Origin of the sequence: Pseudomonas sp. NFACC46-3, from assembly GCF_900114515.1 — a bacterium.
Taxonomy (GTDB): Bacteria; Pseudomonadota; Gammaproteobacteria; order Pseudomonadales; family Pseudomonadaceae; genus Aquipseudomonas; species Aquipseudomonas fluorescens_Q.
In genome coordinates this window covers 57098-82272 of record NZ_FOTH01000026.1, presented here as the reverse complement: position 1 = coordinate 82272, position 25175 = coordinate 57098, and the positions used below count along the sequence as shown (strand labels likewise).

Annotated in this window: 23 protein-coding genes, 1 tRNA gene and 1 pseudogene; 10 read left to right on the top strand and 15 right to left on the bottom strand. The window is 62.5% G+C overall.

All coding sequences use genetic code 11. The features are described 5' to 3' along the window. Window positions 1–17: 17 nt before the first annotated feature. Window positions 18–93 (bottom strand) — tRNA-Glu (locus BM300_RS22680). A gap of 371 nt (window positions 94–464) precedes the next feature. On the opposite strand from BM300_RS22680, the gene BM300_RS22675 reads away from it, so the two are divergent. Beyond that, a complete protein-coding gene (locus tag BM300_RS22675; RefSeq protein ID WP_092147893.1) occupies window positions 465–1223 on the top strand; it encodes a hypothetical protein in 759 nt (252 codons plus the stop codon). Between the two features lie 196 nt (window positions 1224–1419). Here BM300_RS22675 and BM300_RS31855 read toward each other — a convergent pair whose 3' ends face one another. From BM300_RS31855 to BM300_RS22660, 4 genes and pseudogenes are all read right to left on the bottom strand, one after another. Continuing rightward, the gene (locus BM300_RS31855; RefSeq protein ID WP_371914669.1) at window positions 1420–2283 is read right to left on the bottom strand and encodes a methyl-accepting chemotaxis protein; all 864 of its coding nucleotides are present in this window, start codon (window positions 2281–2283) and stop codon (window positions 1420–1422) included. Continuing rightward, window positions 2281–2505, bottom strand: a pseudogene (locus tag BM300_RS31850) (HAMP domain-containing protein); the annotation flags it as partial. The gene BM300_RS31855 and the pseudogene BM300_RS31850, both read right to left, overlap by 3 nt. A gap of 992 nt (window positions 2506–3497) precedes the next feature. Continuing rightward, a complete protein-coding gene (locus tag BM300_RS22665; protein ID WP_092224705.1) occupies window positions 3498–4886 on the bottom strand; it encodes an aminotransferase-like domain-containing protein in 1389 nt (462 codons plus the stop codon). 206 nt (window positions 4887–5092) lie between these two features. Then, on the bottom strand, window positions 5093–5854 hold the full coding sequence (locus BM300_RS22660; protein ID WP_057451989.1) for an SDR family oxidoreductase: 762 nt from the start codon (window positions 5852–5854) through the stop codon (window positions 5093–5095). A 226-nt stretch (window positions 5855–6080) separates the two neighbouring features. On the opposite strand from BM300_RS22660, the gene BM300_RS22655 reads away from it, so the two are divergent. Continuing rightward, complete coding sequence (locus BM300_RS22655; protein WP_063324866.1) at window positions 6081–7085, top strand: NADP-dependent oxidoreductase; 1005 nt, start codon at window positions 6081–6083, stop codon at window positions 7083–7085. 56 nt (window positions 7086–7141) lie between these two features. Here the strand turns inward: BM300_RS22655 and pyrF are convergent, their stop codons facing one another. Beyond that, the gene (pyrF, locus tag BM300_RS22650) at window positions 7142–7840 is read right to left on the bottom strand and encodes an orotidine-5'-phosphate decarboxylase (protein WP_170862093.1); all 699 of its coding nucleotides are present in this window, start codon (window positions 7838–7840) and stop codon (window positions 7142–7144) included. Window positions 7841–8130: 290 nt separating this feature from the next. Here pyrF and BM300_RS22645 point away from each other — a divergent pair, with 290 nt between their 5' ends. The 3 genes from BM300_RS22645 to xopAW all read left to right on the top strand — a co-directional run bounded on the left by BM300_RS22645 (window position 8131) and on the right by xopAW (window position 10829). After that, window positions 8131–8889, top strand: a complete 759-nt coding sequence (locus BM300_RS22645; RefSeq protein ID WP_092147885.1) for a response regulator — start codon at window positions 8131–8133, stop codon at window positions 8887–8889. Then, window positions 8889–9932, top strand: a complete 1044-nt coding sequence (locus BM300_RS22640; protein ID WP_092464101.1) for a sensor histidine kinase — start codon at window positions 8889–8891, stop codon at window positions 9930–9932. Before BM300_RS22645 ends, BM300_RS22640 begins: the two co-directional genes overlap by 1 nt. A 174-nt stretch (window positions 9933–10106) precedes the next feature. Beyond that, on the top strand, window positions 10107–10829 hold the full coding sequence (gene xopAW / locus BM300_RS22635) for an EF-hand domain-containing protein (protein ID WP_092464098.1): 723 nt from the start codon (window positions 10107–10109) through the stop codon (window positions 10827–10829). Between the two features lie 190 nt (window positions 10830–11019). On the opposite strand, the gene BM300_RS22630 is transcribed toward xopAW, so the two are convergent. From BM300_RS22630 to BM300_RS22595, 8 genes are all read right to left on the bottom strand, one after another. Next, window positions 11020–12057: an AI-2E family transporter gene (locus BM300_RS22630; protein ID WP_092147876.1), complete on the bottom strand. Its 1038-nt coding sequence runs from the start codon at window positions 12055–12057 to the stop codon at window positions 11020–11022. A 64-nt stretch (window positions 12058–12121) separates the two neighbouring features. Beyond that, entirely contained in the window at window positions 12122–12940 is an 819-nt protein-coding gene (locus BM300_RS22625; RefSeq protein WP_092464095.1) for a DUF4892 domain-containing protein, read from the bottom strand. 129 nt (window positions 12941–13069) lie between these two features. Next, window positions 13070–13921 carry an alpha/beta hydrolase gene (locus tag BM300_RS22620; protein ID WP_092464092.1) on the bottom strand — a complete coding sequence of 284 codons (852 nt, stop codon included), beginning with the start codon at window positions 13919–13921 and terminating at the stop codon, window positions 13070–13072. Continuing rightward, the gene (locus tag BM300_RS22615; RefSeq protein ID WP_092147868.1) at window positions 13918–14712 is read right to left on the bottom strand and encodes an alpha/beta fold hydrolase; all 795 of its coding nucleotides are present in this window, start codon (window positions 14710–14712) and stop codon (window positions 13918–13920) included. Before BM300_RS22615 ends, BM300_RS22620 begins: the two co-directional genes overlap by 4 nt. Window positions 14713–15009: 297 nt before the next feature. Continuing rightward, window positions 15010–15453, bottom strand: coding sequence for a hotdog fold thioesterase (locus BM300_RS22610; protein ID WP_063324859.1), 444 nt, complete (start codon window positions 15451–15453; stop codon window positions 15010–15012). A 52-nt stretch (window positions 15454–15505) separates the two neighbouring features. Further along, window positions 15506–15958, bottom strand: coding sequence for a phosphohistidine phosphatase SixA (sixA, locus tag BM300_RS22605; RefSeq protein WP_092147865.1), 453 nt, complete (start codon window positions 15956–15958; stop codon window positions 15506–15508). After that, entirely contained in the window at window positions 15955–16302 is a 348-nt protein-coding gene (locus BM300_RS22600; RefSeq protein WP_003204392.1) for a DUF4389 domain-containing protein, read from the bottom strand. Before BM300_RS22600 ends, sixA begins: the two co-directional genes overlap by 4 nt. Window positions 16303–16332: 30 nt before the next feature. Further along, window positions 16333–17358, bottom strand: a complete 1026-nt coding sequence (locus BM300_RS22595; RefSeq protein WP_092348780.1) for an NAD(P)H-dependent glycerol-3-phosphate dehydrogenase — start codon at window positions 17356–17358, stop codon at window positions 16333–16335. 199 nt (window positions 17359–17557) lie between these two features. On the opposite strand from BM300_RS22595, the gene BM300_RS22590 reads away from it, so the two are divergent. The 5 genes from BM300_RS22590 to fabB all read left to right on the top strand — a co-directional run bounded on the left by BM300_RS22590 (window position 17558) and on the right by fabB (window position 24508). After that, entirely contained in the window at window positions 17558–19681 is a 2124-nt protein-coding gene (locus tag BM300_RS22590; protein ID WP_092464089.1) for a TonB-dependent receptor plug domain-containing protein, read from the top strand. Beyond that, complete coding sequence (locus BM300_RS22585) at window positions 19682–20614, top strand: ABC transporter substrate-binding protein (RefSeq protein ID WP_092464085.1); 933 nt, start codon at window positions 19682–19684, stop codon at window positions 20612–20614. Then, window positions 20611–22512 (top strand): ATP-binding protein, encoded by a 1902-nt coding sequence (locus BM300_RS22580; RefSeq protein WP_092147853.1) that lies wholly within the window; start codon window positions 20611–20613, stop codon window positions 22510–22512. Before BM300_RS22585 ends, BM300_RS22580 begins: the two co-directional genes overlap by 4 nt. A 248-nt stretch (window positions 22513–22760) precedes the next feature. Continuing rightward, a complete protein-coding gene (fabA, locus tag BM300_RS22575; protein WP_003204400.1) occupies window positions 22761–23276 on the top strand; it encodes a 3-hydroxyacyl-[acyl-carrier-protein] dehydratase FabA in 516 nt (171 codons plus the stop codon). Window positions 23277–23287: 11 nt separating this feature from the next. After that, entirely contained in the window at window positions 23288–24508 is a 1221-nt protein-coding gene (gene fabB, locus BM300_RS22570) for a beta-ketoacyl-ACP synthase I (protein WP_063324853.1), read from the top strand. A 98-nt stretch (window positions 24509–24606) separates the two neighbouring features. Here fabB and BM300_RS22565 read toward each other — a convergent pair whose 3' ends face one another. Further along, on the bottom strand, window positions 24607–25071 hold the full coding sequence (locus tag BM300_RS22565) for a DUF3859 domain-containing protein (protein WP_063324852.1): 465 nt from the start codon (window positions 25069–25071) through the stop codon (window positions 24607–24609). Between the last annotated feature and the right edge of the window lie 104 nt (window positions 25072–25175).

The window sequence follows — 25175 nt, the reverse complement described above, 5'->3', positions numbered from 1 at the left end:
CTGAGCTATTCCCGCATTGGCGTCCCCTAGGGGACTCGAACCCCTGTTACCGCCGTGAAAGGGCGGTGTCCTAGGCCACTAGACGAAGGGGACACACGTACAACATTCACTGCTTACAGCGTTTGGCTGAGTGCTTTACGCTGTAAGTGGCGCGCATTCTATGGATGGATTGAAGGGTCGTCAACCCCCAGATATAAATTTATTTAAATCAATGACTTCGCCCGGTTTGGGGGCGATCCGGACATTTTACCCGCCCGGTCTCTGGCGCCTATATTCTGTCACCCGCCGAGACGCTATAGTCGAGCCCGGCAAATGATGGCAATGTGCACCCATCCGGTTATGCTTCCTATAAACAGCACGACGCCCGTCTAATCGCGTCGCTCGGACCTATGCGCTTAAAAGCCAAGCCACTACACTCATGACATGCGTACCACAATAAAGAGGTCTTACCGGTGACACCACTCATGATCACCCTGCTCGTCGTAGCCGGGATCGCCCTGTTGATCGCCATTGGCTACATGAACCACGTGGTGGAAAACAACAAGCTGGAAAAGGCCCGCACCAAGGTAGAACTCAACGACCGCATGCGTCGCTGTGGGGAGCTCACCGAAACCTTCCCCGGGCAGTTGATGACCCCTGCCCTGAAGTTGTTGATGACGCGCCTTGAGATGAACGTCTGTCAGCGCCTGCTGAACCTGGAGAAAACCAATTCTGCGGTCAAGGCACGCCTGGACGAATTGAGCGCACTGGCCGCCCAAGGTGAATCGATCCCGGTGAACAATCCACCGGCACCGATCCAGACCGAAGCCAAGGCCAAGGACGTACGTTTTCTGCTCGAGGCCTTGCACGGCCAGATCACCCGTGCCGCCCAGGACGGTTTCCTGCCGCCTAACGAAGCCAAGCGCTGGATTCGCGAAGTGCGGCACATTCTGGTACTGCTGCACATCGAGTTCTTCAACAACCTCGGCCAGCAAGCCCTGCAGCAAGAACAACCCGGGCAGGCCCGCCTGGCCTTCGAGCGCGGCGTGCAGTACCTGCGCAAGCAGCAGGAACCCCAGGTCTACGCCGAACAACTGGCCTACCTGGAAAAACTCCTGGCCCGCGCCAATGCCCAGGTCCTGGCCAGCACCCAGCCGGTCGAAGGCGAAGTCAACCAGTTGACCGAAGGGCTGAAGGAAGCCGAAGTCAACGACGAGTGGAAGAAGAAGAAAGTCTACGACTGATACGGCTCCTCCCTGTGCAGGTGGAGTTTCTGTGGCGAGGGAGCTTGCTCCCGCTGGAGTGCGCAGCGCTCCCACGAATCTTGGGTCTGCTTCGCCGCCCAGCGGGAGCAAGCTCCGTCGCCACGGGGCTGTAAACTATGCCCGTACGCCGCCAGGCAGGCAAAACTGTTGGAATGTTGGATCTGCTATCGCGGACTCACAACTTGAAATGCCCCACCATCCCCTTAAGCTCAACCCCCAACTGCGCCAGCTCGATGCTGGAAGCGGCATTGCCGCGCATCGCCAGGGACGATTGATCGGCGCTGGCGCGAATGCTGGTGACACTGCGATTGATCTCCTCGGCCACCGAGCTCTGCTGCTCGGCTGCCGCGGCGATCTGTTGGTTCATCTGTTGGATCAGTGATACCGCCGCCGCAATACTGCCCAAGGCGCTTTCGGTCTGTAGTGCATCGCTGACCGCCATCTTCACCAACTCGCCGCTGCTCTGGATCTGCTGCACGGAAGCCTGGGCCGCTGAACGCAGGGCACTCACCAGTCGCTCGATCTCCTCGGTGGACTGTTGCGTGCGCTTGGCCAACGCCCGCACCTCATCGGCCACGACCGCAAAGCCCCGGCCCTGCTCCCCGGCCCGGGCCGCCTCGATAGCGGCATTGAGCGCCAACAGGTTGGTTTGCTCGGCCACGCTCTTGATCACACTCAGCACCGTACCGATGTTCTGGATCTCGGCGCTGAGGCTTTCGATGCTGGAACTGGCCGACGTGGCCGAATCGGCCAGCTGTTCGATGCGCACCATACTCTGACGCACCACCTGCTGGCCGCTTTCGACCTTGTCGTCGGCAGTCTGGGCCGCTTGTGCGGCTTCTTCGGCATTGCGTGCCACGTCATGCACCGTGGCCGTCATCTGGTTCATCGCCGTGGCGACCTGCTCGGTTTCTTCTTTCTGGCTACTGACTTCCAGGTTGGTCTGTTCAGTCACGGCTGACAGCGATTGGGCCGAATTGGCCAATTGCTCGATACCCGCCTGCAAGCCGCTGACGATACTGCTCAGCCCCGCTCCCATCTGTTGCATCGCCTGCATCAACTGACCAATTTCGTCTCGGCGCGTCACTTCCACCGTGGCGCTCAAGTCACCCGACGCAATCTGCTGGGCCACGCGAATGACACTGCGCAGCGGCGTCACGATCAGCCGGGTTATGACCCACGCCGCGATCAATCCCACCAGCAACGCCAAGGCCGACGAACCGATGATCAGCAGCGAATTTTTCTTCAGTTCGGTCTGCATGGCCTGGTCTTCGGCACCGAAGGCCTGGTCAACCCGCGCCACCACTTGATCGGCCCGCTCGTGCAGTTGCTGGTAGACGACTTTTTCCTTCGCCAGCAGGCCGGTGTATTCGGCCAATTGTTCATTGAACCCGGCGATATGCCCGGCCACTTCATTCAGCACGGTCTGGTAACCCGGGTCCTTGACCGTGGTCTTGAGCACTTCGGCCTGTTTCATCGCCTGCTCGGCCTGTTCGATGCTGCCTTCTCCGGCGCCCTCAACATTGCCTTTGCGACTCTGGTCCAGGCGGACCCGCGCTTCGTTCATGGCCTGCAACATCAAGCGGGATACTTCGCTGACCTGGTTGGCCTGCTCGATGAACTCGGCCCCCTCCTTGCCCTCGGAATCTTTCAAGGTATAGGTGCCATCATCCGCCAGCCCGGCCTGCAACACATCCAGGTTATTGGCGACGCTGGACACCGACCAACTGGCCATTTCCAGCGCCAGGTCCTTGCTCTGGCTCAACCCGACAAATTCGTCGAACGCCTTGCGATACGCGCCCAGCGCCTGCTCCACGTCGTTCATCACCGGCACGTTGGCAGCCGACTGCACCTTGAGTTCGTTCGCCTGGGCCACCAGAGCGTCGACCCCCTGGCGCAACGCATCGGCGGTCTTGGGGTCGGAGCGCGAGGCGTATTCCTGCTCCAGCAGCCGGACCTTGAGCAACCCGCTGTTGAGGGACGACATCTGTTTCAGGCCATCGAAGCGATGGCTGATGGTCTGCAGGGACCAGACACCGATGGCCGCGACCACTGCGGTCAGCAACAGCACCAGGACAAATCCGATACCCAGTTTCTTTGCCATACCCAGGTTGGCAAAACGTCCTTGCACGGCGGAAATCATTGCGCTCAGTCCTCTGCCAGTGTGTGTTGATTGCAGATTCGCAACGAGACGCCCTGCAACACAAGATGCTGGCGTCGGAATAATGGCAAAAAGCTACAGCTGCGTCGTTTTCAGGACACTAGAGGTCGATCCAGAGCCGCTGCCCGGAAGAACGCCAGCGCCCTGGGGTCACGGGCATACGCCACGTTGATCCGTAGCCAGTCACTGTCGGCACCCGAAGGGCTGAATGCGCTACGCGAAGACAGCAGCACGCCAAAACGCCTGGCCAGGCGCTGTACTCCAGCGTAGTCACACAATGGCGGTCTTGCCCAGATGAAAAGCCCGCCGGCCGGTTTGCCAAAGACCTCCCAGTCGGCGTCTTCCAGTACCTGCAACAGCGCCGCCATATCGGCACCCAGACGCTGCCGCTGGCGCTGGACCAGCTTGCGATAGGCGCCATTGGCCAGGAGGCAGGCAAGGACCGACTCACAGAACCGCGATCCCCCCATGCTGGTAATGCCCTTGACCTCGCTCATGCGCGCAATGATGGAAGGTCCGGCCACCACGAAACCGACGCGCAACGAACTGCTCAGGGTTTTCGAAAAGCTGCCCACGTAGACCACCTCGGGATCCAGTGCCGCGAGCCGGGTCCGCGCCGAGCTCTGGAAATCGCCATAGGCATCGTCTTCGATCACCAGTACGCCGTGCTCCTTCGTCAATTGCAGCAGCCGTTGAGCGACGGCCGGAGCCAGGCTGGTGCCGGTCGGGTTATGGCAGGCGCTGTTGACGAATAGCGCAGTGGGCCGGTGCATCGCCAGCAGGTCTTGCAGCGCATCGACGTCCGGGCCGCGTGGGGTCCTGGGCAGTTCGATCATGTCGATGTCGTGCAACCTGAGCAGGTCAAACAGGCTGGAATAACCGGGGCTCTCCACGACCACGCGGGAACCCGGCGGCAACAGTGTCCGTACGATCAGGTCCAGCCCGTGGGTCGCCCCGGTGGTGGTCAGGATCAGGTCTTTATCGACCTCGATATTGAATTGTTTCAAGCGCCTGGACAGTTGCTCACGCAGGGCAGGCAGCCCCAACGACGTGCTGTAGTTGAACAATCCCGCCATGTCGGTGCGAGTGACCTGGCGGATCGCATAGCCTAGGTCATCGCTTTCACGCCAGCTCTCGGGCAGCCCGCCACACCCCAGCTTCAACTCCCATTGCGAGCTGTCGCCCCCGTCGGTGAACGTGGCTTGCTGTCGATTCTGATCAGTGGGCTCGGGCCCGGGCGACGGGGGTGGTGCGACAAAAAAGCTGGAACCATGGCGGGACGCCAACAGGCCTTGGGCGACCAGGCGTTCACACGCTTCATTGACGCTGGACTGGCTGAGCAGGTTCTCCCGCGCCAGTTGGCGGACGGATGGCAGCCGAGTTCCCGGTTGTACCGCATCCTGTCGGATCCAGCCGGTCAGCGCGTCAACGATTTGCTGCACGACAGGCACCAGGGCCTGTCGGTCGATTCTCAACTCCATGAGTAACCAAGCTCCTAAGCATTTGTTTTATTTCCGGAAACAGTTAAGCACAGGCCGCAACGGGACGATGTACGACAACGTCGCCAAAACCGTCGATTCTCACCCTTTGAAACACATTGAAGGACCGTTCCGAGGTTTTTTCGAGCGCCCCACGAAAAAGCCCGCAAGCAGTGCGGGCTTCGTCCTACAAGCCGAAGGGCAAGTCCTCAGAACGCCGTGACGCCGCCGTCCACCGCCAGGGAATGGCCCGTGGTGAAGGCCGCGCCGTCGCTGCACAAATACAGCACGGCGCTGGCGATTTCCTCGACTTTGCCGATACGCCCCACCGGGTGCATGGCATTGGCGAACTCACCTTTTTTCGGGTCCGCCTCATAAGCGCGACGGAACATGTCGGTGTCGATCACCGCCGGACAGACCGCATTCACGCGGATTTTCTTCTTGGCGTATTCGATGGCGGCCGATTTGGTCAGGCCGATCACGGCATGCTTGGACGCTGCATAGATGCTCATCTTCGGCGCCGCACCCAGGCCCGCCACCGAGGCCGTATTGACGATCGCGCCACCACCCTGGGCCAGCAGCAATGGCAACTGGTACTTCATGCACAGCCAGACGCCCTTCACATTGACCCCCATGATCGCGTCGAACTCATCGAGGGTCCCGTCGGCCAGCTTGCCCTTCTCGATCTCGATCCCGGCGTTGTTGAAGGCGTAGTCAAGACGACCGTAGGTCTTGATCACTTCGTCCATCAGCTGCTGCACATCGTTTTCCAGCGTCACGTTGCAGCGCACGAACACCGCTTCGCCGCCCGAATCACGAATCGACTGCACCGTGCCCTCGCCACCCGCCACGTCGAGGTCCGCCACCACCACTTTCAGCCCCTCTGCCGCGAACGCCAGGGCAGTGGCCCGGCCGATGCCAGCGGCAGCGCCGGTAACCACGGCGACCTGTCCGGAAAACGTCATGCTCATTGTCTGTTCCTCGAAGAATGCGGGAGATGCCGCCAGTCTAGCCACAGGTCCCGAGGACGCGGCAGCACTATCCAACTGCCGGTTGAGCGCTCATGGGCGCCAGTGATAAGGCCCCTGGGCGAACTATCACTGCGTTGGATCGAACTGCATTCGCTGTATCAGCAGACCTTGCGGCAAATGCTTCGAAGGTCTATCAACAAGGCTTCATTCATCTTGAGTGCCCGCCATGACTGCCCAGACCAATCGCCAGTTCCTGCTCGCCAAACGCCCGGTAGGCGCGGCGACCCGCGAGACTTTCACCTATCAGCAAGTACCGGTCGGCGAACCGGCCGCCGGCCAGATCCTGGTGAAAAACGAATACCTGTCCCTGGACCCAGCCATGCGCGGCTGGATGAACGAGGGCAAGTCCTATATCCCGCCGGTCGGCATCGGCGAGGTGATGCGAGCATTGGGTGTCGGCCAGGTAATTGCCTCGAACAACCCGGGGTTCGCGGTCGGGGACTACGTAAACGGTGCGTTGGGGGTGCAGGATTATTTCCTCGGCGAGCCAAGAGGTTTCTACAAGGTCGACCCGAAACTGGCACCGCTGCCACGTTATTTGTCCGCACTGGGCATGACGGGCATGACTGCCTATTTCGCCCTGCTGGACGTCGGCGCGCCCAAGGCGGGCGAGACCGTGGTGCTCTCAGGCGCCGCCGGTGCGGTGGGCAGCATCGCCGGGCAGATCGCCAAAATCAAAGGCTGTCGCGTGGTGGGCATCGCCGGCGGGGCCGATAAATGCAAGTTCCTGGTCGATGAACTGGGTTTCGACGGCGCCATCGACTACAAGAACGAAGACGTTCATGCCGGCCTCAAGCGCGAATGCCCAAAGGGCGTGGATGTGTATTTCGACAACGTCGGGGGCGACATCCTGGATGCCGTGCTCAGCCGCTTGAACCTCAAGGCCCGCGTGGTGATCTGCGGCGCCATCAGCCAGTACAACAACAAGGACGCGGTGAAGGGCCCCGCCAACTACCTGTCGCTGCTGGTCAACCGGGCGCGCATGGAAGGTTTCGTGGTCATGGACTACGCCGCACAGTTCGCCGCCGCTGGACAGGAAATGGCCGGCTGGATGGCCAAGGGACAGCTCAAGAGCAAGGAGGACATTGTCGAAGGTCTGGAGACATTCCCCGAGACACTGACCAAATTGTTCAGTGGGGAGAACTTCGGGAAGTTGGTATTGAAGGTCTGACACAAAACAACTGTGGGAGCGAGCTTGCTCCCACATTAGGGATCTTCGGTGTCAGGTCAGGCCAATTCGGCCACGACCGCCGCCAGCGCCTGAGCTGGGTCGGCGGCCTGGCTGATCGGACGGCCGATTACCAGGTAATCGGAACCGGCGTCCAGCGCCTGGCGCGGAGTCAGGATGCGACGCTGGTCGTCCTGGGCGCTGCCCGCCGGACGAATCCCCGGGGTCACCAATTGCAGCGACGGGTGAGCCGCTTTCAGGGCGCTGGCCTCCAGGGCCGAACAGACCAGACCGTCCAGGCCGGCCCTCTGCGCCAGCGCCGCCAACCGCAGCACCTGCTCCTGAGGCTCGACGTCCAGGCCGATCCCGGCCAGATCCTCGCGCTCCATGCTGGTCAGCACGGTTACGCCGATCAGCAACGGTTTCGGGCCGCTGCGCTGATCCAGCACTTCACGGCAGGCCGCCATCATGCGCAGGCCACCGGAGCAATGCACGTTGACCATCCACACGCCCATCTCCGCAGCTGCCTTGACGGCCATGGCGGTGGTGTTGGGAATATCGTGGAACTTCAGGTCCAGGAACACTTCGAAACCCTTGTCGCGCAGGGTCCCGACAATTTCCGAAGCACAACTGGTGAACAGTTCCTTGCCGACTTTGACCCGGCAAAGCTTGGGGTCCAACTGGTCGGCCAGCTTCAGGGCGGCGTCACGGGAGGGGAAATCCAGGGCGACGATAATGGGCGTCTGGCAGGCGGACATGAGCGGGCTCTCAGGCAAGTCGAAATCGGCGCGCATTGTAGCGGAACGAGCGCCCGTGCGGGACCCGATGATCGGTAAATATCATCGTCCCCCAGCAGCATGGACGATACCGGCCTTTGTGTCGAAGCCGATACATTCATGACATGCGTACAACACGTCGACACGCTACCGTCCGCCGCCGCAACCCGTCCTTTCAGCGCTTCACGCCTCGCGGCACGAAGCCTTATGCTGAGGGCTCAACCTCGCCGCCTTCTTTGCGGTTGGCAGCCTACCTGGCAGATGATGCATCCATGCAGAACACCCCTGTTGCAAATTCTGACGATCAAAAAGTACCCGACGATGACAAGCGCTGGACCACCCGCGCGCTGATCGTCGATGACGACCTGCCGATCCGCGAGCTGCTGATCGATTACCTCGCCCGCTTCAGCATACGAGCCAGCGGCGTGACCGATGGCGCGGCCATGCGCCAGGCAATGCAGGCAGAGCACTTCGACGTGATCGTGCTCGACCTGATGCTACCGGGTGAAGATGGCTTGCAGTTGTGCCGCTGGCTGCGCGCCGAATCGGACATCCCGATCCTGATGCTCACCGCCCGCTGCGAGCCCACCGACCGCATCATCGGCCTGGAGCTGGGCGCCGATGACTACATGGCCAAACCATTCGAACCCAGGGAGCTGGTGGCGCGTATCCAGACCATCCTGCGCCGGGTGCGCGACGACCGCAGCGAACATCGGGCCAATATCCGTTTCGACAACTGGCGGCTCAACAGCGTGCTGCGCCAACTGATCTCCGCCGATGGGCTGGTGGTGCCGCTGTCCAATGCCGAGTTCCGCCTGTTGTGGGTCTTCATCGAACGACCGCGCCGGGTGCTCAGCCGCGAACAACTGCTGGACGCAGCTCGCGGGCGCTCCATCGAGGCCTTCGACCGCAGCATCGACCTGCTTGTATCACGCCTGCGCCAGAAGCTGGGCGACGACCCCAAGGCCCCGCAACTGATCAAGACCGTGCGTGGTGAAGGCTACTTGTTCGACGCGCGGGACATCGGTTGATGCAACTGCGCCTCGACTCCCTGTTCGGCCGCCTGTTTGGCGTGCTGTTGCTGGCGATTGTCCTGGCGCACCTGTTGGCGTTTGCCTGGTTTTCTCAATACGACAGGCCGCCTCCCGGGCCACCGCCGGAATTTTCCCGACAGGCCGAAAGCCCCCCGCGCTTCGGCCCGCCCCCTAACCGCCCTGCACGCCCCTGGTTCGGCGGCCCGCTGGTGCCGCTGACCTTTCAATTCGTGTGCCTGATCGTCGCGGCCTGGTACGGCGCCAAGCTCCTGACCCGCCCCATCCAGCGCCTGAGCGATGCGGCCGAGCGCCTGAGCGAAAACCTCGACAGCCCGCCGCTGGATGAAAGCGGCCCCCGTGAAGCGCGACAGGCAGCCCATACGTTCAACCTGATGCAGCAACGGATTCGCGAGCAGGTGCAGCAGCGTTCGCGCATGCTCGGCGCGGTGTCCCATGACCTGCGCACGCCGCTTTCGCGGCTCAAGCTGCGCCTGGAGCAGATCGATGACATCAAGCTGCAAGGCCAGATGCGCCAGGACCTGGACGACATGATCGGCATGCTCGATGCCACCCTCACCTACTTGCACGAACAGCGCACCAGTGAAGCGTTGCAATGGATGGACGTGCAGGCCTTGGTGGAATCGTTGAGCGAAAACGCCCAGGACCAGGGCGCCGATGTACAGGTCAGCGGTAGCTGTGCACCGCTGCAGGTGCAACCGATGGCGCTGCGTTCGTGCCTCAACAACCTCATCGACAATGCCCTGCGCTACGCCGGTCATGCCTTGATTAGCCTGGAAGACCAACATAAGCAGGTGCTGATTCGTGTCATCGACCATGGTCCCGGTATTGCGGCGGACAAACGCGAGGCGGTGTTCGAGCCGTTCTTTCGCCTGGAAGGCTCACGCAACCGCAACTCCGGCGGCGTCGGCCTGGGCATGACCATCGCCCGAGAAGCCACCGAACGCCTGGGCGGGCAATTGACCCTGGAAGAGACGCCAGGGGGCGGTTTGACAGCGGTGATCAGCCTGCCTCGCACCTGAATCCCACCGATGTCCCTCTGTGGGAGCGGGCTTGCTCGCTCCCACACTCGACACTGCGCCGGGACTGAGTTTGTACACCCACCGGTACAAACTCCACACACCCCAGACAACTCCCTCGCAGAGGCTGCATAAGCCGGTGCACCCACCGGCTATCCCAGCCCAAGGAGAGCGCCCATGATCGGTAGCGTCAGCAGTTACTCCACCTATACCAGCACCAGCAGTACCGCAACCAGCAGTGCCCGCAGCCAGCAGTTTCAAAAGGAACTGCTGAGCAAGCTCGACAGTGACAGCGACGGTTCGGTCAATCAGGAAGAGTTGAGCACTGCCCTGTCGCAAAAAAGCGACGATGGCATCCTGGTCAGCCTGAGCGACAATTTCGGCGACCTGGACAGTGACGGTAGTGGTGACCTGAGCAGCGAGGAAATGGCCGCAATGGCGCCACCACCTCCGCCGCCACGGAGCCAGGCGCCGAATACCGAACTGGCCGATGCGCTGCTCAGCGTCCTGGACAGCGACGGTGATGGCTCGGTCAGCAGCGATGAGTTGAGCAACGGCCTGGCCAGCACGGACAGCGATGCCGACAGCCAGCAAGTGTTCTCGGCGTTGGACAAGAATGAAGACGGCACTGTCAGCCTCGACGAACTCTCCGCCAGCCTTGCACCACCGCCACCACCGCAACAGGCCTCCGGTGAAGAGCTGTTCAGCCAGCTCGATGCCGATGGCGACGCCACCGCCAGCGAACTGAGCAGCGCCTTGCAGGCCGGTCGCCGCAGCGACAGTTCCACCGAACAGGCCAATGTCAGCGAAGCGTTGAACAGAATGATCGCCAACCTCAGCCGGCAGTACTCGCTGGATAACGTCGCCACTGTAGGGAAACACCTGAACGTGGCGACCTGATTCACCGGCAAGCCTGGATTGAAACTCACTTGTGGCGAGGGGATTTATCCCCGCTGGGTTGCGCAGCAGCCCTAAAATCAGACGACCCGGAGTGTCAGGCTGACCGAGCCGGCAGTTTTTGGGGTCGCTTCGCAACCCAGCGGGGATAAATCCCCTCGCCACAAAGGTTTGTACTTGCCTCTGGGATGGGTTACCGCGCCTGGCTTTTGCTCCAGTCCGTCAACAGGCTATACGCCACCGCCAGCAGGGTCGGGCCGATGAACAGGCCGATGAAACCGAAGGCAATCAACCCGCCGAACACCCCCAGCAGCACGATGACCAAGGGCAGGTTTCCACCACGGCTGATCAGGTAGGGCTTGAGCACGTTGTCCACGCCACTGATGATGAACGTGCCCCAAATGCCCAGGAACACCGCCATCCCGTACTCACCCTTCCACGCCAGCCACGCCGTTGCGGGGATCCACACCAGCGGTGGCCCCATGGGGATCAGGCTCAACAGGAACGTGACGATACCCAGCACCAGCGCCCCCGGGACCCCGGCGATCAGGAAGCCGATCAGCGCCAGTACGGCCTGGGCCGCCGCGGTGCCAATCACGCCGTTGACCACCCGTTGCACCGTACCAGCCACCAGCTCGATGTAGTAACCGGCACGGTCGCCGATCAGACGCTCCAGCAACCCGTGGACGAATACCGCCAGGCGCGGGCCGTCGCGATAGAAAAAGAACACGAACACGATACTCAGGGTCAGCTCGAGTATGCCACCACCAATCTGTGCACTGCGCGCCAGCAGCCAGTTGCCGACCTGCCCCAGGTAAGGCCTGGCGGACACCATCAGCGCGGCCCCCTGCTGGTCGATGCTGTTCCAGATGCCGACCAGCCGTTCGCCCACCAGCGGTACACCGGCCAACCAGGTCGGGGCTTCGGGCAGGCCGTCGACCTGTGCGTCCTTGATGAACACGGTGGCATCACGCACATGGTCGGCCAGGTTGAAACCCAGCCACACCAGCGGCACCGCCACCAACAACATCCAGCCTACTGTCAGCAGCGCCGCCGCCAGGGATTCGCGGCCATTGACCCAGCGGGTCAGCAGGCGCATCAGCGGCCAACTGGCGAACGCCAGCACCGCCCCCCAGAACAGCGCCGACCAGAACGGCGCCATGACCCAGAGGCTTGCGCCGAACAACACCAGGAGCAGGATCTGCACCAACAGCCGATCGTTATTGATCATGTAGGGTCTCGAAAAAATGAACAGGGGCGAGGCAACGGCGTGAAACCCGCGGCCCCGAGACAGCTTAGCGCAGCAACTCCAGGTGCAATCCCGCCGCCTCGCCGCTGGCGGCCTCCATGCGCGCCGCCCGAACGCCCTGGCCCGCCAGCGCCTCGATCCAATCCTCGGCCCGGGGACCGGCGATACTGACCCGCAAGCCCGTGTCCAGGTTCAGCGCCCGGGACAACAGGCGCAACCAGGTGTCGTCTGGCTCACCGGCAAGACGCGGTAAATCCAGGCCCCCAGTGTCCTTGAGCTGGCGCAGCAGCGTGGCCGACGTCGGCAGCAGGTCCCCCAGCGGTGCATTCGCCTCGAACTGCTCGACATGCAGGTAGGCCTTGCGATTGCCGCGGGTGATGGCATACAGCGCAATCAGTGTGTTGTCCGCCGGTGGAGCCAGGCGCAGCAGCAGGAAGGCCTGGCCGTTGTCGGCGCCATAGAGCTTGGCGTTGCCGAAGACATCGTTGGCCCACAGGCTGCTTTCGCCGCAATCGCGGGCCTGGCACCAGAACAACAACTCGGCGTCCTGTTTCTGCAACGCTTCGCGCGCGGCAGTAAAGGCCTGGGTGGCGGAATGTTCCGGCGGCAGTTCGTAAGTAACAGACGTGGCGTTCCCACGGGCATCGACCTGGCCGTCGAAGCGCAACTGGCCGCTGATCTTGCGGATCGAGCCCATGGGATAGACGCGTTCCAGGTCGCTGGTTTGCCGGTAATCGACAATCTGCGCGTCGGGCATGCGCGGCACACGCTCCAGGTCGCGACTGCCTGGCACATCGACGGCGAACGACGCGGGGCTGAAGCAGGCCAGCACCAGCAGGACGAGTGAGTGAACGGATAATTTCATCGGGTCGGCTTGGCCTGGGACGCTTGGACGCAACGGGCGTCGTCGATGCACCGCGAGGCTGATAAACAGAGGTCTGTCATGGTTGTCTCCCTTTCAACCCGCCCAGCCTCGACAGTTGCCCGCCGCAAGTCAAGGAACGGTGAAGAACCGATTGAAACAGTCTGCTACAAGCGTGGCACCGACCTCGTCGTTCAGGTGTAGATGATGGCCGCCGGGCAACTGCTCATGACTGAAGGGTAGACGCTCCAGCAACTCCGGGTGCTGGGCCAGCATGCCGTCGGCGGCCACCGCCAGATGTGCCGGACAAGCGACCCGCGCCACGAACGCCATGGCCTGTTCATCGGTCAGGCGCAAAGGCGATGGCAAGGTCAGGCGATTGTCGGTGCGCCAGGTATAGCCCCCGGGCACTGGCATCAGGCCGCGCTGGGCCAGCAATTCGGCGGCCTCGCGACTCACCGCCACCAGCCCCTTCATCCGTGCTTCGATGGCACGCTCGAGGGTTTTGTAGACCGGCTTGCGTTTCTGCTGCAGGTCCAACTGGGCTTGCAGGGCCATGCCCATGCGCTCGGCCGCGTTATCGCCTTTGGCTGTCGGAGGAATGACCCCGTCGATCAACCCCAGGTGCGTCACCCGCTCCGGCAGGGAGCCGGCCAGTACCAGCGAGACAATGGCACCCATGGAGTGCCCCAGCAGGGCGAAACGCTTCAAGCCCAGTTGCCCGGCGACTTGCAGCACATCGTGGGCGTAGTCCCAGAGGGCATAACCGGCACCGAGTGGCCGATGCCCGGAGTGACCGTGACCGGCCATATCCAGGGCAATCACCCGCAGACCCTCGAGCCTGGGCGCCAGGCGGGCGAAACTGTTGGCGTTGTCCAGCCAGCCGTGCAGGGCAATTACCGGCAGCCCGTCTTCCGGCCCGAACAGGTGGGCCGCCAATTCGATGTGCGGCAGGCTCAGGCGGACTTCCTCGACCACACTCATGCGCTGCGCCCTTCCCAACGCTGGAACAGGTTCTTGAGCAGGTTGGCCGTGTCCTGCGGACGTTCGAGGGGGAACATATGGCCGCCGGGCATGCTCAAGGATTCGCCATGGAGCATACGTCCCACCGAACGGGTGTGATGACGCATCACCACGCGACTCTGCCGCCCGCGCACCACGGCCAGCGGCACCTTGAGCTTACGGGGCCGCCCGGGGCTGGTGTGCGGCACGCCGCGGTAAATGCTGATTTCGGTGGCCGGGTCGAAGCGCAGCCGCAACCGGTCGCCGACTTGTTGCAGACCGTGTTGCAGGTAGGCGTCGAAGCAATCCGGATCAAAGCTGCGGAACAGGGTCTTGCCGGCAAAATACTGCCGGGCCGACGCCAGGTCGGCGAACTCCTCACGCCGACCCAGGGTCCGGCCCGCTGGCGTCAGGCGGTCAATGAAGCCCAGGCGCTTGGCGGCCAGGATCACCCACTGGTCGGTACGGGTCAGCAGCGGCGAATCGAGCATGACCACGCCACGATACAGCTCGGGGCAGCGCAACGCCGCGTGCAGGTGCAGCACGCCGCCCAGGGAGTGACCGACGCCCCACACCGGCGCCGCTTGCTGCTCCAGGTGATGGATCAGTTCGTCCACCAGGTTGTGCCAATTATCGTCCACCGGAAAACGCGGGTCATGGCCGTGCAACTCCAGATGCGCGACCTGGTACTGCGGCGCCAGCGCGGCGAACAGCTTGCCGTAGGTGGCCGAGGGAAAACCGTTGGCGTGGGCGAAAAAAATCTGTTGCGACATGACAGCCGATCCATTGGGGGAACTGGGGCAGATTGTCCGCAGAACCCGACGGCACGGCAATGACCGTAACTGACAGGAATGATGACAGTCGGGCTTGGGCTATGGGGTTGCATGAGCGATGAAACCCTGTGGCGAGGGAGCTTGCTCCCGCTGGCCTGCGAAGCAGGCCCAAAACCAGGCGACGCGGTGTGCCAGGCTAACCGCGTCGATGGGTTTAGGGGGCCGCCTCGCAGCCCAGCGGGAGCAAGCTCCCTCGCCACAAGAGCGGTCCATCAGTCACAAACCTGTATTCATGTTTCACCGCGCCGGCGGTTGCTCGCCCAGCGGCACCACGGCCATGGTCAGGCGCGACACGCAGTTGACTTTGCCCTCGTCATTGACCAGGCGGATGTCCCAGACCTGGGTAGTGCGGCCCAGGTGGACCATCCGGGCCGTGGCGGTCACCCGTCCGCTGCGCACACCGCGCAGATGGTTGGCGTTGATCTCCAGGCCCACGCAATAGAACTTGCTGGCATCGACACAGAGATAGGCCGCCATGGACCCGACCGTTTCGGCCAACACCACCGAAGCACCGCCATGCAGCAGGCCGAACGGCTGGTGGGTGCGATGATCGACCACCATGCTGGCGGTCAGGGATTCGTCGTCGAAAGACTCGAAACGAATGTCCAGCATTTCGCTGATGGTATTTTTACCGGCGGCGTTCAATTGCTCGATGTTGGGGGTGGTGCGCCACAGACTCATCGTTGTCGTTCCTTTATGGTTTTACTGTGCTCAACCCTTGCTGCCAACCTGCCTATGGGTGCCGGATGCCCTTGAGCGTCATCGCTCCGGCCAGGGGCAGGTCACCTTCCAGTTCAGCCAGGCCAGCCGTTTGCACTTGCTCGGGTTTTTGCAGATGGCCGTGCTGCAACAAGCCCAGCAGGCTGCCCACCAATGGGTTATGACTGACCAGCAGTACATCGTCCTGGTCCTCCAGATGCCTTAGCACCTCCGTCGGCCGGGTCTCCGGCGTGAGCCAATCGACGGTGATCAGTTCAGGTTCGAACCCCAGTGCTTCGCGCACCAGTTGTGCGGTCTGCTGGGCCCGCACATAAGGGCTGGCGTAGATGGCCCGCAACGGCTCGCCCATCAACCGACCGGCGCTGAGCAACACCTCCTCGCGGCCGTGCACCGTCAAGACCCGTTCCGGATCGGGACGGACACCATGGGGCTCAGCCTCACCATGACGCAATACCCACAGTTTCATAGCTTCGGCTCCTCGTCCCGGGCGGGATGCGGCGCCGGCGCCACGGTGTGAGGCGCTTCACCTTCAGGCGTGCGCGGGGTCGGCCAGTCCGCGAACGGCCAGGGTTTCTGATCGCTGTGAAAGGTGCCGAAACGACCTATCTGGGCCAGGAACTGGCTCAGGCTGTCGCCGAAATTCATCAGACTGGCGCTGGGTGCGCCGTAGATCAGCCGATAGATCAATTGCACCAGCACCACGGCGCCGAGGATGAATTGCGCCACCTGCCAGACCAGCAGGTAAATCACCATCCACAGCACTCGCAGCAGGATGGATTCGTATTGGGGTTGCCCTTGCGGATCGTTCATGGCTCGCTCCTGCTTGCGGTCAATAAAGGTTCAGTTGAAACCGCTGGTGGAAATGAAATCGACGTCGGTCTTCGGTTCGCCACGCATCAACAGCTCGATCACCTGCTCAAGCGTGCGCCCCTCGAACAGAATCGCATGCAGCCCGGCGACCAGCGGCATATACACCCCCGCCTCCTGGGACTTGGCCTTGAGCACCTTGAGGGTATTGACCCCTTCGGCCACTTCACCCAGGCGCGACACGGCCTCATCGAGGCTCAAGCCTTGGCCGAGGGCAAAACCGACCTGGTAGTTGCGACTCTTGGGCGATGAACAGGTGACGATCAGGTCGCCCACGCCGGCCAACCCCAGGAAGGTCATAGGATTGGCGCCCTGGCTGACGGCAAAGCGGGTCATTTCCGCCAGCGCACGGGTGATCAGCATGCTCTTGGTGTTCTCGCCCATGCCCAGCGCCACCGCCATGCCGGCGATGATGGCATAGACATTCTTCAACGCCCCGCCCAGCTCCACACCGAAACGGTCGGCACTGGCGTAGACCCGAAAGGTGCGGCCATGCAAGGCCGCCTGGACCCGTTGGCACAGCTCCTCATCCTCACTGGCGACCACCGTGGCAGTCAGCGCATGCTCGGCGATTTCCCGCGCCAGATTCGGCCCGGAGATCACACCGATCCGAGCCTTGGGCGCGATTTCTTCGAGAATCTCGCTCATCAGCTTGAAGGTCTTGGCTTCGATGCCCTTGGTCAGGCTCACCAACAGCTTGCCGCTCAAGCGTTCTGCGTAGGGCGCCAGCACCGAACGCAAGGCGCTGGACGGCAAGGCGACGAAGAACAGGTCGCTGCCCTCCAGGGTTGCCTGCAAGTCAGTCACCGGTTCCACTTCCGGACGGATCTTGATGCCCTTGAGGTAACGCGGGTTCTCACGATTGATCCGGATGGCCTCGGCCTGTTCCGGGTCACGCATCCACTGGCGCACCGGGTGACCATTCTCGGCCAGCAGGTTAGCCACGGCGGTGCCGAAACTCCCGCCTCCCAGGACCGCAATCGGGCGCTGTTCAGTCATATGCAATCCGTTCATCCATACCAAGTGGCAATGCGGGGCATTATACGGAGCGGCCAGAGCGCGACCAGCCCCGGCAACAATTACCATCCGCTGTAGGAAGCTGACCATCAATTCCTAGGAAAATGCTGTCAACGCGAATGGAAAAGTCGTTCAGCTCGGTTAACATGCCCGCCATCCACTCCATCGCAAAGGCTGTGCCGTGTCCGTTGGCCCTTCCCGTCCTGGCTCGTCCCTGCTATTGGCACTGATCATCAGCCCGCCAGTGCTGGGCGACGACCTGTTCGTGGACAGCCAGCCCCTGCCCCAGGTGCTGACGGCCACTCGCCTGAAGCAATCACCAGCGGCTGTGCCAGGCAGCATGACCGTGCTCGACAGCGAGTTGATCAAGACCAGCGGCGCCCGAGACATCAGCGAACTGCTGCGCCTGGTGCCCGGCATGATGGTCGGCAACATCAGCGGCAACCAGGCTGCCGTGAACTACCATGGCACCAACGCCAGCGAAGCCCGCCGCATGCAAGTACTGATCGACGGCCGCTCGGTGTACCGCGCCGGCCTGGCCACGGTGGACTGGAGCGATATTCCGGTGGCCATGGAAGACATCGAGCGGATCGAAGTCTTCCGCGGCCCCAACACCGTCAGCTACGGCGCCAATGCGCTGATGGCGGTGGTCAACATCATCACCCGCGCGCCGGCCGACAGCCACGGCACCCGGCTGAAAATCACCCGTGGCCAGCGCGGCATCAGCGATTGGTACGCCAGCCAGGGCAGCGGTTGGGACGGCGGCGACCTGCGGTTGTCGTTGTCCGGCCAGGAGGACGATGGCTTTGACAGCGACCGCAACGGCGCCGATTACCGCGACAGCCGCCGCCTGAACCGCTTCAACCTGTCCGTCAGCCAGACGTTGAACGAGCAGCAAAGTATCGACTGGCAATTGAACGCCAAGGACGGGACCAATCAGCGGCCCTACACCTACCACCCGGTGTTCGCCGGGATTACCGCCGCTGGGGATAACTCCGACGTGATCGCCAAGGACTACGCCGGCTCACTGCGCTGGAACCTGGACCTGGACGCCGACCACAGTCTTTATGTACAGGGCTCGATCCAGCATTGGGATCGCCAGCAGACCTGGCGCGCCTGCGACGCCGAGGTGTCCTTCAGCCCGCAATTGACCGACCTGTGGCAGCTCAATCCCTACTATGCCGAGAAGCTGGCGCGCAATATCCCCAGCTACATCAGCGGCGGCGCGCCAGCCGGCACACCACAGGAACAGGCGTTGGCCAATCAGGTGCTCGACCAGTGGCGCAACGGCGCCTCGCAAACCCTGTGCGGCGATATCGACCAGAGCACCCGGGAATCGCGCTACGACCTGGAGATCCAGGACACGCTGAGCCTGTCCGACAGCCTGCGGCTGGTCACCGGCGCCAACTATCGCTATGACCGGGCCGATTCGCAGACATACTTCAACGGCACCCTGGACGACACCACTTGGCGCCTGTTCGGCCAGCTCGAATGGCGGGCCACCGAGCATTGGTTGTTGCAAGGCGGCGCGATGTTCGAGGACACCCGCCTGACCGGCAGTTCGCTGACCCCACGGGTCGCGGTCAACTACCTGATCACCCCCCGCCACGGCCTGCGCGCGGTGTACTCCGAAGCGGTACGCTCCCCGGACATGTTCGAGAACAACGTCAACTGGAGCTATCAGGTCACCAACCTGCAACCCGCCGCCTTCGGCCAGAACAGTGCCCGTTATTTCGTCCAGACCCGCGGCCCGGGTAACCTGGAACAAGAGCACATGCGCTCCCGGGAATTGGGCTACAACGGTTATTTCGTGGACCTGGCGCTGGCGGTGGACGTAAAACTGTTCCATGACGAAATCACCGGCATGATCAGCGAACCGTTGCGCAACAATCAGTACATCGCCAGCAACAGCAACGAATCGCAATTCTCCGGGGCCGAAACCCAGGTCGACTGGCGCGTGACCAGCGCCGACCGCCTGCGCCTGACCTATGCCTATGTCGACGCCCAGGCCAGTACCCCCCTCGACGAACAACTGACCGCCCGCAACAGCGGTTCGGCCGGCTGGCTACGGGACTGGGGCCAAGGCTGGAACAGTGCGCTGTTCTATTACGCCGCCGATGCCCTCAATGGCTATCGCTACGAACGGGTAGACACCCGCCTCGCCCGGCGCATTTCCCTAGGCAAGGCCAGCCTGGAACTGGCGGGAGTCCTGCAACAGCGCCTGGACAGCCAGCCCACCACGTTTACCGACAATCGCTACGACTCCCGCCATGTCGTGTACTTCAGCGCGGAGTTGTCTTTCTAGATGTTCCGACGCCCACCCCGCAAGACGCCATTTCATGGCCGCCTGACGCTAGCCCTATGCCTGGTGTTTGCCGGATGGCTGGCGACCATCGAGGCCCGGGGCGCCGAAATCCTGCTGACCGGCACCGAGGACAGCCCCGGCGTGCAATCTTTTACCCAGGCCCTGAAAACCCTGCGCCCTGAAGACAGCGTGCGGTTTACGCCGCTGGCCGACCTGCCAGCGCCAGACAAGCTGCCGGGCAATGTCCGCCTGATCCTGCTTGACCTGCCCAGCCTCGACTGGCGCCTGCAGGACGCCCGGGGCCCGGCCACCCTGGTGCTGCGCATCAGCCGCCAGCAAGCCCGCGATCGCCTGGGCGAAGCAACGCCCGCGCACCTGAGCCTGCTGTGGAGCGATCCACCGATGGCGCGGCAATTGCGGCTGATCCGCGCCATCCTGCCGCAGGTGCGACGGGTCGGCGTGCTCTTCGACACCCACAGCGAATTCCTGCTCAAGGACATTCAACAGGCCGCGGCACCGCTGGGCCTGACCATCGTCAGCGAACGCTGGGACGACACCAACGACAGCCGTCCCCTGCAAAACCTGCTGGGCCAGAGCGACGTGCTGCTGGGTCTCGATGACCCCGACTTGTACAACCCCAAGACAGTGAAGAACCTGTTGCTCAGCAGCTACGCCCGGCAACGCGCCCTGATCGGGCCCAGCGCCGCATTCGTCAAGGCCGGCAGCCTGGCCAGCACCTATAGCGACCAACAAGACTGGCTGGCGATTCTCGACGAGTTGCTCGACCGCCCTGCCACCACTTGGCCGCGCACCCTGTATCCGGACCGTTTCAAGGTCCTGGGCAACCGGCAGGTCTCCCGCTCGCTGGGGATCGAACCGATTGATGCCGAATCCGTCGCGGCAACGTTGGCCGAAGGAGAACACCGCCCATGACCTTGCGTCGCCGTTGGGACATCAACACCCGAACCCAGCTCATCGCCCTCGGCCCGGCGTTGCTGCTGACTGTGCTGCTGATCAGTTTCTTTACCTTCGTGCGGATCCAGGACTTGCGCCAGGAACTCAATCACACCGGGCAACTGATCGCCAACCAACTGGCCCCCGCCACGGAATACGGGGTGATTTCCGGCAACAAGGAAGTGTTGGAAAGCCTGCTCACCGCCACCCTGGCGACCCCACACGTGCGCTTCCTGGAGGTCCAGGACAGCACCGACAAGGTCCTGGTGTACGTCGAACAACCCGAGCAAACCCGCAGCCATGCCCAGCAGGTCGAAGTCTTCCAGGCCCCGGTGCGCTTGCAGCGCATCGCCCTGAACAATGATTTCCTGCAGGGCAACAGCCCATCCGTGGAGGCCTCCGGCGAAGATTACCTGGGCCGCGTGATCGTCGGCATGTCCAGTGACGCCTTCAGTCAGCGGCAACAGGAGATTCTGTTCAAGGCCGCGATCCTTGCGCTGTTCGCCCTGCTGTTCACCTTCCTGGTGGCGCGCCGGCTGGCGACTAACCTGTCCCGGCCGATCCGCGACATCGGCAACGCGGTCAAGGCCATCCAGCAAGGCGACTACAGCACCCCGCTCCCCATCGTCGATGACGCCGAACTGGGGGCCTTGTCACGGCACATCAACAACCTGGCCGAGGGTTTGGGACAAGCCAGCCGCGAACAGCACCAGGCCATGGCGCAGTTGATCAAGACCCGCGAAGAAGCCGAAAAGGCCAACAGCGCCAAGTCCGAATTCCTGGCGATGATGAGCCATGAACTGCGCACGCCCATGAACGGCGTACTGGGCATGCTGCAGTTGTTGGAAACCACCCGCCTGACCGACGAGCAGCACGAGTACACGGCGCTGGCCTCGGAATCCACCGAACACCTGTTGAAGGTGATCAACGACATTCTCGATTTCTCGCGCATCGAACGCTCGGCCCTGGAGCTGGAGCACATCCCGTTCAACCTGGCAGAACTGGTGGGCAGTTGCGCGCAATCGTTCCAGCACAGCGCCGCGCAACGCAAGCTGGGCCTGGACCTGCTGGTCCCGGACGACATGCAGGCCTTGCAGGTCCAGGGCGATCCGACGCGGATACGGCAGATCCTGGTCAACCTGATCGGCAATGCGCTGAAATTCACCGAGCAAGGCCGTGTCACCGTGCAATGCCAGTGGCAGGCCCTGGACCACGAACTGCTGTGGTTCACCTGCGCGGTGCGCGACAGTGGCATCGGAATCCCGGCCGAGAGCCTGGAGCGCATGTTCGATGCCTTCCAGCAGGCCGACAATTCGATCTCCCGGCGCTACGGCGGTACCGGCCTGGGTCTGCCGATCGCCCGTACCCTGGCCGAACGCATGGGCGGGACGCTGCGAGCCCAGAGCGAAGAAGGCCAGGGCTCGGTGTTCACCCTCGAAATCCCGCTGGCCCTGTCGCGCCAGACGCCACCGACCCTGGCGCCGCGCCTGCCCAACGGCAGCGGCGATGGTGAAGGCCGCAACGTATTGCTGGTGGAAGACAATCCGGTCAACCAGACAGTGGTCGAAGCCATGCTGCGCAGCCTGGGCTTCACCGTCAGCATCGCCACCGATGGCGCCCAGGCTGTACGCAGCGCCGAAAGCCTGATTTTCGAAGCGATCCTCATGGATTGCCGATTGCCCATCATCGATGGCTACGAAGCCACGCGGCAGATCCGTCAGTTGCCGGGCTGCGGCGAGGTGCCGATCATCGCCCTGACGGCCAACGCCTTGCAGGGTGACCGCGAAGCCTGCCTCGCGGCGGGCATGAATGATTACCTGGCCAAGCCGTTCAAAAGGAACGACCTGCAACAGATTCTGCAGCGCTGGGTGAATTAGAACAGGTCACCGGACCATCTGTGACTGGCGTGAAAGGCGAAAGTGCGGCAGTCTTAGGCACCCGAACAAGCCTCGATTGGGGCTTGAATAAAAATTTCAGTGCACAGGTGTACATTCATTTCCCGTGTGCTGTGACTTTCACTACAACGCAATAGTCTATGAGTAGGCTGTCGATTCGAGGCATGAACGCTTCGGTCGGCCGGGAAGATTTGCCCCACCCTGCCGCATGGGACTATTGAGGAGCTCGCATGACCAAACAAAACGCCTTTACCCGGGAAGATCTGCTGCGCTGCAGTCGCGGTGAGCTGTTCGGCCCAGGTAACGCGCAACTGCCCGCCCCGAACATGCTGATGGTGGATCGCATCACCCATATCAGCGAAGAGGGTGGCAAGTACGGCAAAGGTGAATTGGTCGCCGAGCTGGATATCACTCCGGACCTGTGGTTCTTCGCCTGCCATTTCGAAGGTGATCCGGTCATGCCGGGCTGCCTGGGCCTGGACGCCATGTGGCAACTGGTCGGTTTCTTCCTCGGCTGGCAAGGCCTGCCGGGTCGCGGTCGCGCCCTGGGTTCGGGCGAAGTGAAGTTCTTTGGTCAGGTCCTGCCGACCGCCAAGAAAATTACCTATAACATTCATATCAAACGCGTCCTCAAGGGCAAGCTGAACATGGCCATTGCCGATGGTTCGGTTGCCGTGGATGGTCGCGAGATCTACACCGCCGAAGGCCTCCGGGTCGGCGTTTTCACCTCCACTGACAACTTCTAAGGGTTATCCGCATGCGCCGCGTCGTTATCACTGGTCTGGGCATCGTTTCGTGCCTGGGCAATGACAAAGAGACCGTCTCCGCTAACCTGCGTGCAAGTCGCCCTGGCATCCGGTTCAACCCGGAATATGCCGAAATGGGTCTGCGTAGCCAGGTTTCCGGCTCCATTGACCTTCCCCTCGAAGAGCTGATCGATCGCAAGATCTACCGTTTCGTCGGCCACGCGGCGGCTTACGCCTACCTGGCCATGAAGGACGCCATCGCTGACTCCGGCCTAACCGAAGAGCAAGTGTCCAACGTACGTACCGGCCTGATCGCCGGTTCCGGCGGCGCCTCGACCTTGAACCAGATGGAAGCGCTGGACATCCTGCGCGAAAAAGGCGTCAAGCGCGTTGGCCCGTACCGCGTCACGCGGACCATGGGCAGCACCGTTTCGGCCTGCCTGGCTACCCCCTTCAAGATCAAGGGCATCAACTACTCGATCTCCTCCGCCTGCGCCACCAGTGCCCACTGCATCGGGAACGCGGTCGAGCAGATCCAGTTGGGCAAGCAGGACATCGTGTTCGCCGGTGGCGGTGAAGAAGAACATTGGAGCCAATCCTTCCTGTTCGACGCCATGGGCGCGTTGTCCAGCAAGCGCAACGACACGCCGGAAAAAGCTTCCCGTGCCTACGACGCCGACCGTGACGGCTTCGTCATCGCCGGCGGTGGCGGCATGGTCGTGGTCGAGGAACTGGAACACGCCCTGGCCCGCGGTGCGAAAATCTACGCCGAAATCGTTGGCTACGGCGCCACATCCGACGGTTACGACATGGTCGCACCAAGCGGTGAAGGCGCCGTGCGCTGCATGCAGATGGCCATGGCCACTGTCGATGCCCCGATCGACTACCTGAACACCCACGGCACCTCGACCCCAGTGGGCGACGTGATGGAAATGAAGGGCGTACGGGAAGTGTTCGGCGACAAGGCGCCAGCCATCAGTTCCACCAAGAGCCTGTCGGGTCACTCCCTGGGCGCCGCCGGTGTTCACGAAGCGATCTATTGCATCCTGATGATGGAAGGCAACTTCATGGCCGGTTCCGCCAACATCGACGAGCTGGACCCAGAAGTGGCCGATCTGCCAATCCTGACCAAGACTCGCGAAAACGCCACCATCAATACCGTGATGAGCAACAGCTTCGGCTTCGGCGGCACCAACGCCACCCTGGTACTGAAGCGCTGGCAGGGCAAGTAAGCCCCGCCGACAGCCGCACACAAAAAGCCCCGACTGGTTCGGGGCTTTTTTTTGCGCCTTGCTCAATTACACCACATGGGGTCTGTGGTGAATGGAATTCAGCGCACCACAAACCGCTGCTGCGTCAGCAGCCGATCGCCCTGGAACACCATGAACCGCCACTCTCCCGGCACCACTTCGTGGCTTTCGGTGAATTCGTAGGCCATGACATCCTGAGGCGCGCCGGGCACCAGTTTCTGGATGACCTCGAACTTGTCGTGGCGCACGCCATCGGGGGTACGGATACCGGGAGTGAAGTACAACAGGGTCAACGGCTGGTCATCCGCGACCTTGCCGGCCAACTGGTAGCGCATGCCGAACTTGGTGCCCAGCTTCGCCGGCACGCTCTCGGTCTGGCGGATCTGCTCATTGCTGCGTCGCAGGACCCGCTCTCCCGATTGCAGCTCGGCTTGCGGCCCTTCGAAAACACCGTACTCCACCGGGCCTTCGACACGGACTTCGGCCTGTGCCAGGCCGCAGGTCAACCACAGCGCGACCAGTGCGCTTGAACGGGTGAGGTGCATAGTGCGCTCCTTGATTGAGATGAGCGCGAGGGTATGACACGGGAGTGACAGGCTGATGACAAACCCTGCCCACCGATAATCCCGTGGCGAGGGAGCTTGCTCCC